Below are 13,600 nucleotides of genomic sequence, written 5' to 3'. Positions count from 1 at the left end.
TATCAAAAAAAGCCGCTAAGTTAGCGGCTTTTTTATTGGGTTTTGTCAAAGCTGTCTAAACCAAATAAGGCTCACCCACTTTGACACGCATGGTTTTACCAACATTGCTTGTATAGGTGGGCTTGGTGATATCGCTGACAAACACCCACTCGCTGGTGCATTGCTCAGGGGTCGCTGTCACAATCATATAACCGCGCTGAGAGCTATCACACCATTTTAACGTACCGCCTTTGACTAGCATGGGTAGCCCCAGTGCTAGCTGTTTTGGGTCAACTGTTGCTAAGTATTCTTCAAAACCTGGCGATGTCACTGACTGTACCGCAAACTCCACCCCAACGGGTTCGCCTTTGACATTGACTAGATTATTCGCCCAAGCGTTATGGGTATCGCCTGCCAATACCACTAAGTTTTTTTGCATCGCGTTGGCAATACCATAAATCATCTCGCGTGCCACCGAATAACCATCCCACGCATCTAGGTTATAAGGGATGAATGGGGCTTGCTGCAACTGTTGTACCATCCTCTGCTCTTGCGGCGTTAAGGTAGTTGGGGCGGTTTGCGCTTTTTGCATTAGGGTCAGATAAGTGACGGCATCTACGCCCAAGGCAGGATTCATAAAATTGAGCAGTACGGGGGCAGGAATAAACATCTGCCCCATCACCACTTGCTGACCCAAAATTTGCCAAGTGGACTTTGACGCTTGCAATTGACCTGCCAGCCAGTTTTGTTGTGGCAAACCGATCAATTGGCGGCTGGTATCTTGCATTGCTGCGGTGAATTTTGCACCATCTAAAGTGAGCTGACCATTGGCGTCTTTAATTAAAAAATTATTGTAATCTAGCTGTTTGTCACGGGCAATGACACGGGTGTCTAGCATATGCAGACTCAGCAAATTACCAAAATCAAAACTACGATAAATTTGCGTCATCACACTATTACGCGTGGGCATCCATTCATGATAGGCTTTCATGGCGTCCATTTTGCGCTGATTCCAATCGCCTTCATTGGATTGGTGGTTTTCAGCACCCGCTTTATAAGTATCATTACTAATCTCATGGTCGTCCCATACCGCAATCATTGGCATGGCGGCATGTACAGCCTGCAAATCTTTATCGGTACGATATTGGGCATAGCGCAAGCGATAGCCAGTAATGGTGAGCAATTCTTCCACTGGGATGACTTCGCGCTTGAGCTGTGCGGCCTGGCTTGAAGCATAGGCAGGCACCGTTTTACCTTGGTCATCGATGGTATGACGACCATATTCATAGATATAATCACCTAAGTGCAGCAGCACATCGACGTCGCTGCGCTTGGCAATATCGGCATATGCATGAAAATAGCCTGCAGGATAGTTTGAACAGCTCACCACCGCAAGTTTCACTTGATTGACATTCGTGACAGGTAGGGTTTTGGTTTTGCCAATCGGACTGGTGATACCACCACATATAAATCGATAAAAGTAAGGCGTATTCGGCTGTAAACCCGTGGCATCCACTTTGACCGTATAATCTTGCCCACCGTTTGTTTTGCTCGTGCCTTTATTGATGATGGTGTTAAACGTATTATCACTGGCAATTTGCCAATCGACATCAAGGCTGCTGCCACTGCTCACCGGTGTCACCCGAGTCCATAAAATCACTTTATCAGCAAGCGGGTCGCCACTGGCTACGCCATGTAAAAAGCTAACCTGCGCTGTGTTATCATTATCATCATTGTCATTATTACAACCCACCAGCAACATCGATGCACCTGCGGCAGTCGCAAGCGATGTTGATTGTAAAAAACGGCGACGGTTGATACTTGGGGTTGATGGCTGAGTGTCTTTAATCAAATTGTGGATAGGAGAAGTTTGCTCAGCGGGTTGGTCAGTCATGGGATTTCCTCAAGGTTAGGCAAAGCCACAATATGAAAAGTCAAATTGTGATAAGTTAAATTGTAATAAAAAGATACGCTATCGCTAGGAAACATTAGCTGACGAAGGTGACAACCGTATGACGATTGAATGAACAATTTACGGCAAATTCTAGCCAATAAAAAAGCTGACCGAAGTCAGCTTTTGTGCAGTCAAAAATCTATGTAATAAAACATTCAGGCAATAAAACTAGGCTTAAAACCTAGTCGCTTATCAAGCCCACTAGTTAGATACCTGCAGCCGCTTTAAATGCAGCCTCATCAAAGTCGTCACCATGGGTCACAACGATGGTGCCATTAGGGTTAACATTGACAAACTTGACCCCTTTGATGTCTTCGGTTTTTTTGATGATTTCATCCGCATGCGCTTTGTCTGCGATAGGTACATCATATTTGGTTTGTGGCATAACATATATCCTTAAAATATTGATAATTCTATATTAATAACAGTGATATTGCCCCGTGTATAAAAAATCAACTAAAACCAATAGCCATGCAAGTGTCCATTCATCCATCAGTCATATGGCATAAAATAACAAAAAATTGCGGATGTGAATAGTCGCTTTATCCGTAAAAACAACGCTTTATCAGAATTTAAGCCTCTACTATGGGCTATCATGCGTTAATGTATTTGATGGCATCGGGTGTCCAATGACTGATATATTGCTGCACTTGTGATTTGCGATTTTCATCAGCAATTAGGCATTTAGCAATCGCTTGCGCCACGATTAGCAAGCTTTCATCTCTGGCTAGGTCACTGACATAGTAGCTATCAAACCCTGTCTGCCGTTTACCCAAAAGCTCCCCTGCACCGCGCAGTTCCAAATCTTTTTGCGCAATCACAAAGCCATCATTGCTATCTCGCAGCACATTGAGGCGCTCGATACCCGTTTCTGACAGTGGCGTTTGATAAAGCAATACGCAAAAGCTTTTTTGGGTGCCACGCCCCACGCGTCCGCGTAGTTGGTGCAATTGCGATAACCCTAATCGCTCAGCATTTTCAATCACCATCAGAGAGGCATTGGGCACATCGACCCCGACTTCAATCACGGTGGTAGCCACCAGCAAAGCGGTTTTACCCGCTTTAAAATCCGCCATGACCGCTTGTTTGTCATTGGGTTTCATTTTGCCATGCACCAAGCCAATGTTGAGATTGAGCCTGTCATTCAAATCGGCATAAGTCGCTTCAGCGGCTTGGGCGTCAAGCACGGTAGACTCTTCGACCAGTGGGCACACCCAGTAAGCTTGTTTGCCTTGCTCGCAGTTGGCAGCGATACGTTCAATCACTTCATCGCGTCGGTCACGGCTTATGGTGACGGTGGTGATGGGGGTACGGTTGGGCGGCAGCTCATCAATAATGGACGTATCCATATCACCAAATGCACTCATCGCAAGGGTACGCGGTATGGGTGTGGCTGTCATAATCAGCTGATGCGGTGTGGTATGCGCCAAGCCTTTATCTACGAGCGCCATTCGCTGCTCCACCCCAAAACGGTGCTGCTCATCAATAATCACCAAGCCCAACTTGGCAAAATTGACATGCTCTTGAAAGAGCGCATGCGTACCGACCACGATTTGCACCTCGTTGTCTTGTACTTGTTGCAAGGCTTTTTCACGCGCTTTGGCTGTTTGTTTGCCCGCCAGCCAACCCACACCGATGCCAAGCGGTTTAAACCAGCTTTTAAAGTTATTAAGATGTTGCTCCGCCAAAATCTCTGTCGGTGCCATCACTGCCACTTGCCAGCCGCTATCAAGCGCATAACACGCCGCCAAAGCTGCTACCAAGGTTTTGCCTGCGCCAACATCGCCTTGCACGAGTCGCAGCATGGGTACTGACGTTGACAAATCTTTGACGATTTCCGCCACGACCCGATTTTGGGCATGGGTCGGGGTAAAAGGTAAATTGGCTAACAGCCGATTGGCAAGCGCGCTTGTGGCATCGCAGCGCGGTGCTTTGTGCTGATAAAGCTGTTGTTTGCGATACAGTAGACTCAGCTGATGCGCGAGCATTTCTTCGATAATGAGGCGCTGACATGTCGGATGGCTGCGATTTTTTAATGCCTCTAATACCAACATTTGCTTGTTCAAATCGGTATAAATCGGTGGCTGATGGATAAAGCTAATGGCTTCTAGCAAGCTAAAGTCCCCAAATGGGTTGTGGCTACCTGCCAGTAACGGAAACTGTTGGCTCAGCGCGCTTTGTACAATTTGCCACTCAGCATCACTGATAGTAGCCATCACAGGATTGGCTTGTTTAACGGTTTGCAGTGCAAGTCGAATCAAGCTACGCAGTTTATTTTGGTGCAAGTTTTTGACCGTTGGATAAACAGGTATGAGCCCTGTATTGGTCAGGGGTTGATGTCCAGTAATAATTTCATATTCAGGGTGGCTGATTTGGGTGCCATACTTACTGATACTGATTTCACCAAAGATACGCAAGGTATTGCCCACCGCCATGGTTTCGGTCAATCCACGATAGACTTTGAAAAAGCGTAATGTTGTTTGCGCTGTCCTATCTTGCAATGTCACACTCAGACCCATCTTTTTGTTGTCGACGCGGACAACGGTGCCTTGTAGCAATGCCGATTGTCCATCGACGACATCACACATGTTGACCAGTCGGCTGCGATCTTCATAATCACGCGGCAAATGTAGCAACAAATCAAACACGCGCTCAATACCAAGTTGGTCAAGCTGTTCAGCGATTTTGCTACCCACGCCAGCAAGCGCAGTAACAGGGAGATTAAAGATGTCAGGTTTTAGCGTCATATTATAAAGTTAGCTTATCCGCCTATAATAAAAATAGCATGAAAAAACACCAGATTAAGTTAGAATACATAGCGACACAATTTACGCTTTATAACCGATGAACTCAACAAATTTATCATTTAATAATATTGCTGTTTTGATTGATTAGGCTTGCTATGAAACCGCTTTCTTTTTTTGCCCTGATAACTACTAGCATTTACTTTACACTCCCCGCCTGCACCCAAACGCCAGTGATACCCACTCAACCTATAAAACCACCCGTTCAACCATCAACAAAACCCAAAATCGCCCTTGTATTAGGCGGTGGCGGTGCCAAAGGTTTTGCTCATGTCGGCGTCATCAAGGTACTGGAAAAAAATGGCATCACCCCCGACTTAATTGTCGGTACCAGTAGCGGCAGTCTAGTCGGTAGTTTATACGCCAGTGGCAAGTCCGCTAGCGAACTTGAAGACATCGCGACCCATGTTAGCAATAATGAATTGCTCGATTATAGCTGGAGCAAACAAGGCTTTATCGAAGGTATCAAATTACAAAACTGGGTAAATACCCAAGTCGACAATCAACCGATTGAAAAACTCCCCATCCGTTTTGCCAGCGTCGCCACGGATTTAACCACCAAGCAAAAAGCCGTCTTTGATAAAGGCAATACAGGTCTTGCGGTGCGTGCATCCAGTAGCGTGTATGGCGTTTTTGTACCGCCACGTATCAACAACAAACGCTATGGCGATGGCGGTCTGACAAGCCTTGTGCCTGTGCAAACTGCCAAACAAATGGGCGCAGATATTATCATCGCAGTAGATGTCTCAAGCCCGCCAAAAAACAGCCATCCACAAGATTTTTGGGCGCTACTGGATAAGACATTTGCCGTCATCCCCAATCAAGCAAACGCTGCTGAAATTAAATTAGCGGACGTGGTGATACGCCCAGCCGTTGGTGATATTGGCACCACCAATACCGTAGCCAGAGAGGCGACGATAAAAGCAGGGGAAGTCGCAACCTTAGCAAAGCTCAGCGATATTGAGCAAAAAATCGGCAAGTTTCAAAAATTGTAACTAAAAAAACCGCTCAATCATTGAGCAGTGCTACGCTTCGAGCGGTTTTATGCGTTGAGCCCTTCTAGGCATTGCTTCTAGGTATTGAGCGCTTATTATTTTACTTTTAAACGATACTTTACCATCGCTACCTCATTAAGACCCAAACCTGGTACATCCCATTGTATGGCTTTATAGTAAGCCATCGGTAGGTTCTGTAGCACGCCATTCATGTTGGTTTTTAGTGGCATATATTGAAAATTGGCACCGTCCATACTACCAAACGCACGGGTTGGCTCCACATCGCTCGTGCTCACTAATTCCATATTGGCTGGGATGTTCATGGTTACTTTCATGTTGCGGATACGGTCAGGGCTGTTATTGGTTAAGTAGCCGCGATACTCTACGACGTTGCCAGATGCAAGGCGCGTTTGTGCATTGACGGGGCTTAATACTTCTTGACCTTGTGGATCCTGACCAACAACAGAGGCTAAAATGCGGGTTTGAACTTGACCAGCAGCGGGTGCTGAGATAGGCGCTGCTTGATTATTATCAACAGGGTCTAATGCCACCGTTGGTAGCACAGCCATTGCGGCGGCTGATGCCCCAAGTGAGGCGGTCATTAGCGCGAATACTGAAAGCTTTTGCATGAATATTCTCCATTAAATCATGATTTTCAAATGTTCAAAATTGTTGTGTCAGCGGGTGTTAGCGTATTCTCTTTTTTTGGCAGGTTGGCATACACCGCTGATTGGGTGGTCAAATAGGTTAAGGCTCGACTATAGATTAGCATAACAAACTTTACCATTTAACTCACTATCAAGTTGAAAGTTGCGGGATGAATTTACTAAATACAAACAGCGCAGCCAAAATCAGTAAGATTAGCTATTGTATTTTGTAAGGTTTATTGATAGCCTTATCGTTAGTCTCTTAGCGACATATCGCAATCACGCTGTTAAACATACATGTATGTTTAATTACATGTATGTTTAATTAAAAGAGACAAAAACTTTATCGTGCGCTGTTTGTACGTCTACTTTTTTATCATGTCTACTGTTATCATGCCAACTTCAACCGATACTTCAGCAAGTTTTACCCATGGCAATGCACCACTTGCCGATGGCGAAACCATGACTGACAATAACCCTATACTTGCCTATCACGCTATGATTGATTTACCCAATACTGCCCAACAAAATGCCGCTGCCACAACCCCAGCTTATGTTACCCCGCCTTATGTATTATGGTTTCGTAACTTTGCGCCCTATATCAACACCCATCGTGGCAAGACCTTTGTCATTATGTTCAATGGCGAAGCGGTCAATCACGACAATTTTAGCCATTTGATTCATGATTTTGCGCTGCTACATAGTCTTGGCATTAAGCTCGTACTCGTACACGGTGCGCGTCCGCAAATTGATGCCAATCTTGCCGAGAACCATATCGAAACACCGATGGCGGATGATGTGCGCATCACTACAAAAGAAGCCATGCCGTATATCCTAAAAGCTGTTGGCTCAATTCGCCTGCAAATTGAAGCGCAGCTATCGATGGGACTTGCCAACTCGCCGATGTATGGCTCTCGTATTGATGCCATCTCAGGCAACTTCGTCACCGCCCGCCCTTACGGTATCCGTAATGGCATCGATTATCAATTTACTGGGGAAGTGCGCGCGATTGATGCCGAAGCCATCCACAACAATTTAATCCATGATCATGTGGTAATTTTGGGTAGTATGGGCTATTCTGCGACCGGCGAAGTATTTAACCTGCTGGCTGAAGATGTGGCGCTACAAGCCGCGATTAGTCTAAAAGCGGATAAATTAATTTTCTTGGGTGAGCAAACAGGTATCTATAAAGATGGCACTCACCTGCTTAAAGAAATGATTCCGCATGAAGTGACACGCTTCTTACGTGATGTTCCTGAAAGCTCAGAAATCGCGCGTTTCTTACGGGCAGCCAGCGATGCTTGTCAATACGGCATCCACCGTACCCATATCATCTCCTATGCCAAAGATGGTGCACTACTTGAAGAGTTATTTACCCGTGACGGCTCAGGGACGCTAATCTCCCATGACCCGTATGAAGAAATTCGCCGTGCCGATATCGATGATGTGGTAGGTTTGATTGAACTGCTAGAGCCACTCGAAGAACAAGGTATTTTGGTCCGTCGTTCACGTGAGGGTTTAGAGAGCGATATCGAAAACTTTAGTGTGATTGAGCGTGATGGCATGGTATTAGGCTGCGCGGCTTTATACCCACTCAACGACCAAGCCGCGGAAGTGGCTTGTGTGGCTGTCCATCCCGATTATCGCAATGGTAGCCGTGGTGCAGATTTAATAGCATTCTTAGAGCAACAAGCGCGTAGCCGCGGCCTCCATGAACTCTATGTATTGACTACTCGCACCGCGCATTGGTTTGTCGAGCAGGGGTTTATGGAAGTCCCTGCTGAATCGCTACCGGCTGACCGCTATGCCTTTTATGACAATACTCGCAATTCTAAAGTATTAAAAAAGGTGCTTTAAAGGTACGCTTTTCAAGCCCTCATATAAAAAACGCTCAATAGGAATATGAGCGTTTTTTTATAGCCAACTGGAGAAAACTTCTTAAAGTTTGACGGGTTGGGTCACAGGTGGATTGACTTGTAACAGCTCAATATCAAAAATCAACACGCTATTGGGTTCGATATCGGCATTGCCTGCTTCGCCATACCCCAAATTAGCGGGGATAAACAGCCGGTATTTACCCCCTTCTTTCATCAACTGTAGCCCTTCTGTCCAACCTTTAATCACTTGATTGAGTGGGAAAGTCACAGGCTCGCCACGTTTATAAGAGCTGTCAAAAATGGTACCGTCAATCAATCGCCCTTCGTAGTGGACTTTGACTTTGTCCGTCGCTTTAGGCGATTTGCCTCTCCCTTGTGTTAGCACTTGGTATTGTAGACCCGATGCGGTAGTCATTACGCCTGATTTTTTGCCGTTTTGTAGCAAGAACTGTTTGCCTTTTGCCGCATTGCTAGCTGCTAACGCTTGTACTTCTTTGGCATAGGCAATTTCTTTGTTTTTTTGATAGTCTAGCAATACTTTTTGCATTTGTTTTTTGTCAAGATTGGGCGACTGCGCTGAGTAGGCATCCCGAAATCCCTGAAAAAACGCATCAAGATTTAAGTCATCAATACTGTCTTTGTTGCTCTCACCCATCAGATAGCCAAAGCTATAGCCGACTTGTGCCAATGCTGGGCTAGTTGCCGTTACTGTTGATTTTGGTACATAAACAGAGGACGCAACTTTGTTTGTACCAGTGCTGGCCGGTGCGGCATTTGCACTGATTGAGGTAACTGCTAACAGCATGCCAGTAGCGATGCCAGTCTCTAAACTTACTTTTTTATATCCTAAAATCATTGTGATGTTCCTTTGCCATAGTGCCGATGAGTAGGGCGAGCGAATTCGATAGTTGCGCTTGCCCAGCTGATTGAGATCACCTATCTGATACCAACCCCACCTATTGAGCAGGTTGAGAAGCTGACTGCATGGCTTCAATTTGTTGTTGTAATTGGGCTTGGATATCTGCTGCGGCAGGCTGTGCGGCATCAGCCGGTGGATTGACTTTTAGCAAATCAACATCAAAGATGAGCACACTATTTGGCTCAATACCACCTTGGGGGGCGCCTTGCTCACCGTAAGCAAGTTTTGATGGAATGTAGAAGCGATATTTGCCGCCTTCTTTCATCAATTGTAAGCCTTCAGTCCAACCTGGGATAACTTGGTTAAGCGGGAATACAGCAGGTTGACCGCCATGCTGTGCAGTGCTATCAAATACTTTACCGTCTAGCAATTTACCTTCATATTGTACCGCTACGATATCTGTGGCTTTTGGCTGCGCGCCGCTACCTTCTTTGAGCACTTCATACTGCAAGCCAGACGCGGTAGTTTTGACCCCTGCTTTTTTAGCGTTTTGCGCTAGGAAAGCCTCGCCTTTGGCTTGGTTGTCTTGTAGGCGTTTTTGCATTTGGGTTTGCTCATAGGTTTGTACCGCTTTAATCATTTCTTCACGGGTCATGGTCGATTCTTTACCATTAAAACCGTCATTGATACCTTGATTGATATCAGCAGGATTGAGGTCTTTGGCGTCTTTTTTGATGTTTTGACCCATCATATAACCTAGGCTATAACCTACCTTTGCCACTTCACTGCTTTGGGCATTGATAGCGGATGAATTACTAGCCAACTGACGGCTACCGATGGCGGCTACTTGTGGGTCATTGCCAAAACTTTTGATAAAAACGGGTGATAATGCCAAAGCACCTAACACAACTGCTGCCAATACGGGAACTGTATTATTGCTCATAAAATTTCCTATCTGATATGTCCAATTAAGGTCTAATAATTACTAAAAAATCGTCTCAAAATTGTATCTATCATAGCAGAAATAGTTTGTAAAACCTATGACATCGTCAGGTTTAGGTTTTTTTGTGTGCAAATAGGGGCGATAGCAAAACGGTCTTTACCTTGATACCCTTTTGTTGAACGTATTGTCAGCAAAAGGACTTTCATAGCGAATTTTTACCCTTTTTTTACCCTATCAGCCCGCTAATAAGAAATGGATTGAATGTGACAGCAGAGTTGTTAAGCCCTTAATATAAAGCTACCTTAACTAAAAGTAGCTTAACGTAAAGACAGCATAAGAAATTTATGGGGTAGCTAAGACAGTTAGCCATGCAAATCTTGTAACGGCTGTGACATTTTTTCAAAATGCTTACCCAAAACGCCACGATAGTTTTCTAAAATTTTGGGCAAATCGGCGTCATAGTCGCCCGTTGGGTAAAACAAGGGCATAAAGCGCATTTGTTTGGTCTTATAGTCCATCGCAATCGGTAAAATCGGTACGCCCGCCCCTACGGCAATATGATAAAACCCTGTTTTCCATTTTTCGGTATAACTGCGTGTCCCTTCAGGTGCCAACCCTAACCAAAGCTGCTCTTGTTGGTTAAATTGCTCAATGGCGGCCTGCAAAGTTGAACCTTTTTTCTGACGGTCAATCGAAATCATCCCACCCCATTTTAAGAAAGACCCGATGAGGGGGAGACGAAACAACTCTTTTTTACCCATCAATTTAAAATCAATGCCAACCGATAAAATGCCCATGACCGCATTCCAGCCATCTTCATTGGAGGTGTGCGGGGCAGCGAGCATCACCAGTTGTTTGACATTAGGTACGTCACCGACCACTTGCCAACCCGTTATTTGTAAGTATTTTGCGGCAAGTTTGGCAATTTTTGGGTCATGACGGCGCGGCACGTTAGACCCAAATTGGCTAGGGTCTACTGGCGTTTGGTTGATATCCATGAATATACTCTTTGAGATACTAAAATTAAGATACTAGGCTAAAATTTTCAGTTTACATTAGTTCACTGAAATTAGCAAATTTGTTGATTGGAGGAATTTATAATAAACTTTTGGGCTGAAGGATGATAATACTTGCACCCAACAATATTACCAAACCGCCAATGCTGTCCCAGTGCGTCAGAGAAACGCCATCGACAAATTTTAGCCATACCAAAGCCGTCGCAATATATATGCCACCATATGCGGCATACACTCGCCCTGTCGCGGTGGGATGAAGGGTCAATAACCATACGAACACGGCGAGCGTGATGGTCATAGGTACAATGAGCCAAAGCGGTTTATGCTGTTTGAGCATCAGATAGCCAAGATAACAACTGACAATCTCGGCAATGGCGGTGATAAAGAATAAAAGCAGGGTAATCAACAGTTTAGTCATATTCGCAGATTTGCCCCATGTTAGATGTTAGGCTGAAGGAGAAAGTTGATAAATCGCATCACGAGCGTCATTTTCTTTTGAAAAGTCTAACGCGTCATAGGATTTATCTACTTGATAATGTTTAAACGTATCAGATAGCCATACACTGTCAAAAGTACACGCTATCAGTGTAAGCTTAACGTCAATCATTTTTGCCTAGCCATTAAACCCCAATTTCCGCCAAATCGCCTTTTTGCTCAAGCCATACTTTACGGTCGCTGGCGCGTTTTTTGGCAAGCAGCATATCCATCACGCTATCGGTTGCCGTTGGGTCATCAAGGTCTAGCTGCACCAAACGTCGCGTATCAGGATTCATCGTGGTTTCACGTAGCTGTTCGGCACTCATCTCGCCCAAACCTTTAAAACGGGTAATTTGCGGCTTTTTATTTTTTGCCACTTTTTTCAAGATTTGCTCAAGCTCGTCATTATCAAGGGCGTACTCCACATCTTTACCAATATCAATGCGGTATAGTGGTGGCATAGCGACATACAAATGCCCTGCATCAACGACTGCTTTAAAGTGTTTGACAAACAGCGCACACAGCAGCGTGGCAATATGCAGTCCATCCGAATCGGCATCTGCCAAAATACAGATTTTATCATAACGCAGTTCGCTTAAGTCGTCCGAATCAGGATCAACACCAATGGCAATGGCGATGTTATGAATCTCTTCACTGGCAAGCACCGTATCGGGCGATACTTCCCAAGTGTTCAAAATCTTGCCTCGCAGGGGCATAATGGCTTGGAAATGACGGTCACGTGCTTGTTTTGCCGAGCCACCTGCCGAATCCCCTTCCACCAAAAACAGCTCTGCGCCATCTCGCAAATCACCGCGACAATCCGCCAATTTGCCTGGCAACGCCGGTCCTTGGGTGATTTTTTTACGCTCGACTTTTTTGGCGGATTTGAGGCGTTTGCCCGCTTTATTAATCGCCAATTCAGCGATTTGTTTGGCAATCTCCGAGTTTTGATTGAGCCACAGGCTAAAGCCATCTTTGGCAAAGGCTTGTACCACGCCCGCCGCTTCTCGGCTCGATAGGCGTTCTTTGGTCTGCCCGCTAAATTGGGGTTCGGAGAATTTTAGCGATAAAATATAATTGACCCCATCCCACACATCTTCAGGAGCGAGTTTGACGTTGCGCGGCAGTAGATTGTGCAGTTCACAAAATTCTTTTAACGCGTCAGTAATACCTGTGCGTAGTCCATTGACGTGGGTGCCACCTTGTGCTGTAGGAATCAAGTTAACGTAGCTTTCTTGTACAGGCGTACCACCCTCGCTAAGCCAACAAATGGCAAAACTTAAACCTGCTCGCTCGCCTTTTTTGGCATCGTAATTAAACACAAATGGCTGTTCTGGGAGAATGATTTCTTCGACCAGTTGCTCGGTGAGATATTGCGATAGCCCATCGGTAAATTGCCAAACGTCTTTGTCGCCGTCAATGTCATTGATAAAAGTAATGGTCAGCCCTGCCGATAACACGGCTTTGGCTTTAAGATGGTGTTTGAGTTGTTTAATGTTAAATTTTGGTGAATCAAAGTATGTTTCATTGACCCAAAACCGCACCAACGTACCGCGTTTTTTCTTGTTAGAAGACGGGGCAATCGCCAGCGGAGCAACGGCATTACCATCGACAAATTGCATGGTGAACACTTCGCCATTTCGCCACACAGTGACATCGACTTTGTGCGACAAGGCATTAACGACTGAAATCCCCACGCCATGCAGACCGCCTGAGACTTGGTAGTTGTCGGTAGAAAATTTACCGCCTGCGTGTAGGCGTGTCAAAATCAGCTCAATGCCCGATTGGTTAAATTCGGGGTGAATGTCGGTGGGCATGCCTCGTCCGTCATCTTCGACTGACAGCGAGCCGTCGGTGTGTAGAATGACAGTAATGTTTTTGGCGTGACCTGCAAGGGCTTCGTCCACCGAGTTGTCGATGACTTCTTGTGCCAGGTGGTTGGGGCGTGTGGTATCAGTGTACATACCAGGACGACGGCGTACCGGGTCAAGACCTTCTAATACTTCAAGTGAGGTGGATGTATAATTGCTCATTTTTTTCCCATTAAAT

11 protein-coding genes are annotated in these 13,600 nt (G+C 45.4%); 2 read left to right on the top strand and 9 right to left on the bottom strand.

All coding sequences use genetic code 11. The features are described from left to right. Positions 1-55: 55 nt before the first annotated feature. From RTN07_RS07590 to recG, 3 genes are all read right to left on the bottom strand, one after another. Positions 56-1,873: an alkaline phosphatase D family protein gene (locus RTN07_RS07590; RefSeq protein ID WP_312177095.1), complete on the bottom strand. Its 1,818-nt coding sequence runs from the start codon at positions 1,871-1,873 to the stop codon at positions 56-58. Positions 1,874-2,138: 265 nt separating this feature from the next. Then, positions 2,139-2,318 carry a hypothetical protein gene (locus tag RTN07_RS07585; RefSeq protein ID WP_095356461.1) on the bottom strand — a complete coding sequence of 60 codons (180 nt, stop codon included), beginning with the start codon at positions 2,316-2,318 and terminating at the stop codon, positions 2,139-2,141. Between the two features lie 208 nt (positions 2,319-2,526). Continuing rightward, entirely contained in the window at positions 2,527-4,680 is a 2,154-nt protein-coding gene (recG, locus tag RTN07_RS07580) for an ATP-dependent DNA helicase RecG (RefSeq protein ID WP_312177091.1), read from the bottom strand. A 155-nt stretch (positions 4,681-4,835) separates the two neighbouring features. Between recG and RTN07_RS07575 the strand changes: the two genes are divergently transcribed. Then, positions 4,836-5,732: a patatin-like phospholipase family protein gene (locus tag RTN07_RS07575; protein ID WP_282850508.1), complete on the top strand. Its 897-nt coding sequence runs from the start codon at positions 4,836-4,838 to the stop codon at positions 5,730-5,732. 95 nt (positions 5,733-5,827) lie between these two features. Here the strand turns inward: RTN07_RS07575 and RTN07_RS07570 are convergent, their stop codons facing one another. After that, the gene (locus RTN07_RS07570) at positions 5,828-6,361 is read right to left on the bottom strand and encodes a hypothetical protein (RefSeq protein ID WP_065253570.1); all 534 of its coding nucleotides are present in this window, start codon (positions 6,359-6,361) and stop codon (positions 5,828-5,830) included. 516 nt (positions 6,362-6,877) lie between these two features. On the opposite strand from RTN07_RS07570, the gene argA reads away from it, so the two are divergent. Then, a complete protein-coding gene (gene argA, locus RTN07_RS07565) occupies positions 6,878-8,236 on the top strand; it encodes an amino-acid N-acetyltransferase (protein WP_096489580.1) in 1,359 nt (452 codons plus the stop codon). Between the two features lie 81 nt (positions 8,237-8,317). Here argA and RTN07_RS07560 read toward each other — a convergent pair whose 3' ends face one another. The 5 genes from RTN07_RS07560 to parE all read right to left on the bottom strand — a co-directional run bounded on the left by RTN07_RS07560 (position 8,318) and on the right by parE (position 13,584). Further along, positions 8,318-9,112, bottom strand: coding sequence for a BamJ family beta-barrel-assembly machinery protein (locus tag RTN07_RS07560; RefSeq protein WP_076775418.1), 795 nt, complete (start codon positions 9,110-9,112; stop codon positions 8,318-8,320). A gap of 100 nt (positions 9,113-9,212) precedes the next feature. Then, positions 9,213-10,058 carry a BamJ family beta-barrel-assembly machinery protein gene (locus tag RTN07_RS07555; RefSeq protein ID WP_312177087.1) on the bottom strand — a complete coding sequence of 282 codons (846 nt, stop codon included), beginning with the start codon at positions 10,056-10,058 and terminating at the stop codon, positions 9,213-9,215. A gap of 362 nt (positions 10,059-10,420) precedes the next feature. Further along, positions 10,421-11,056 carry a lysophospholipid acyltransferase family protein gene (locus RTN07_RS07550; protein WP_312177084.1) on the bottom strand — a complete coding sequence of 212 codons (636 nt, stop codon included), beginning with the start codon at positions 11,054-11,056 and terminating at the stop codon, positions 10,421-10,423. Between the two features lie 97 nt (positions 11,057-11,153). After that, positions 11,154-11,492, bottom strand: coding sequence for a YnfA family protein (locus RTN07_RS07545; RefSeq protein ID WP_065253566.1), 339 nt, complete (start codon positions 11,490-11,492; stop codon positions 11,154-11,156). 202 nt (positions 11,493-11,694) lie between these two features. After that, the gene (gene parE, locus RTN07_RS07540; RefSeq protein WP_312177081.1) at positions 11,695-13,584 is read right to left on the bottom strand and encodes a DNA topoisomerase IV subunit B; all 1,890 of its coding nucleotides are present in this window, start codon (positions 13,582-13,584) and stop codon (positions 11,695-11,697) included. Between the last annotated feature and the right edge of the window lie 16 nt (positions 13,585-13,600).

The sequence above is a fragment of the Moraxella sp. CTOTU46934 genome, assembly GCF_031979465.1.
Classification (GTDB): Bacteria; Pseudomonadota; Gammaproteobacteria; order Pseudomonadales; family Moraxellaceae; genus Faucicola; species Faucicola tetraodonis.
This window is presented reverse-complemented; position numbering and strand designations above follow the sequence as displayed.

Bases quoted from the DNA above. Each gene is read 5' to 3' on its own strand.
- RTN07_RS07575 (WP_282850508.1), top strand. From the start codon at position 4,836: ATGAAACCGCTTTCTTTTTTTGCCCTGATAACTACTAGCATTTACTTT.
- parE (WP_312177081.1), bottom strand. From the start codon at position 13,584: ATGAGCAATTATACATCCACCTCACTTGAAGTATTAGAAGGTCTTGAC.
- RTN07_RS07585 (WP_095356461.1), bottom strand. From the start codon at position 2,318: ATGCCACAAACCAAATATGATGTACCTATCGCAGACAAAGCGCATGCG.
- recG (WP_312177091.1), bottom strand. From the start codon at position 4,680: ATGACGCTAAAACCTGACATCTTTAATCTCCCTGTTACTGCGCTTGCT.
- argA (WP_096489580.1), top strand. From the start codon at position 6,878: ATGATTGATTTACCCAATACTGCCCAACAAAATGCCGCTGCCACAACC.
- RTN07_RS07560 (WP_076775418.1), bottom strand. From the start codon at position 9,112: ATGATTTTAGGATATAAAAAAGTAAGTTTAGAGACTGGCATCGCTACT.
- RTN07_RS07570 (WP_065253570.1), bottom strand. From the start codon at position 6,361: ATGCAAAAGCTTTCAGTATTCGCGCTAATGACCGCCTCACTTGGGGCA.
- RTN07_RS07545 (WP_065253566.1), bottom strand. From the start codon at position 11,492: ATGACTAAACTGTTGATTACCCTGCTTTTATTCTTTATCACCGCCATT.
- RTN07_RS07590 (WP_312177095.1), bottom strand. From the start codon at position 1,873: ATGACTGACCAACCCGCTGAGCAAACTTCTCCTATCCACAATTTGATT.
- RTN07_RS07550 (WP_312177084.1), bottom strand. From the start codon at position 11,056: ATGGATATCAACCAAACGCCAGTAGACCCTAGCCAATTTGGGTCTAAC.
- RTN07_RS07555 (WP_312177087.1), bottom strand. From the start codon at position 10,058: ATGAGCAATAATACAGTTCCCGTATTGGCAGCAGTTGTGTTAGGTGCT.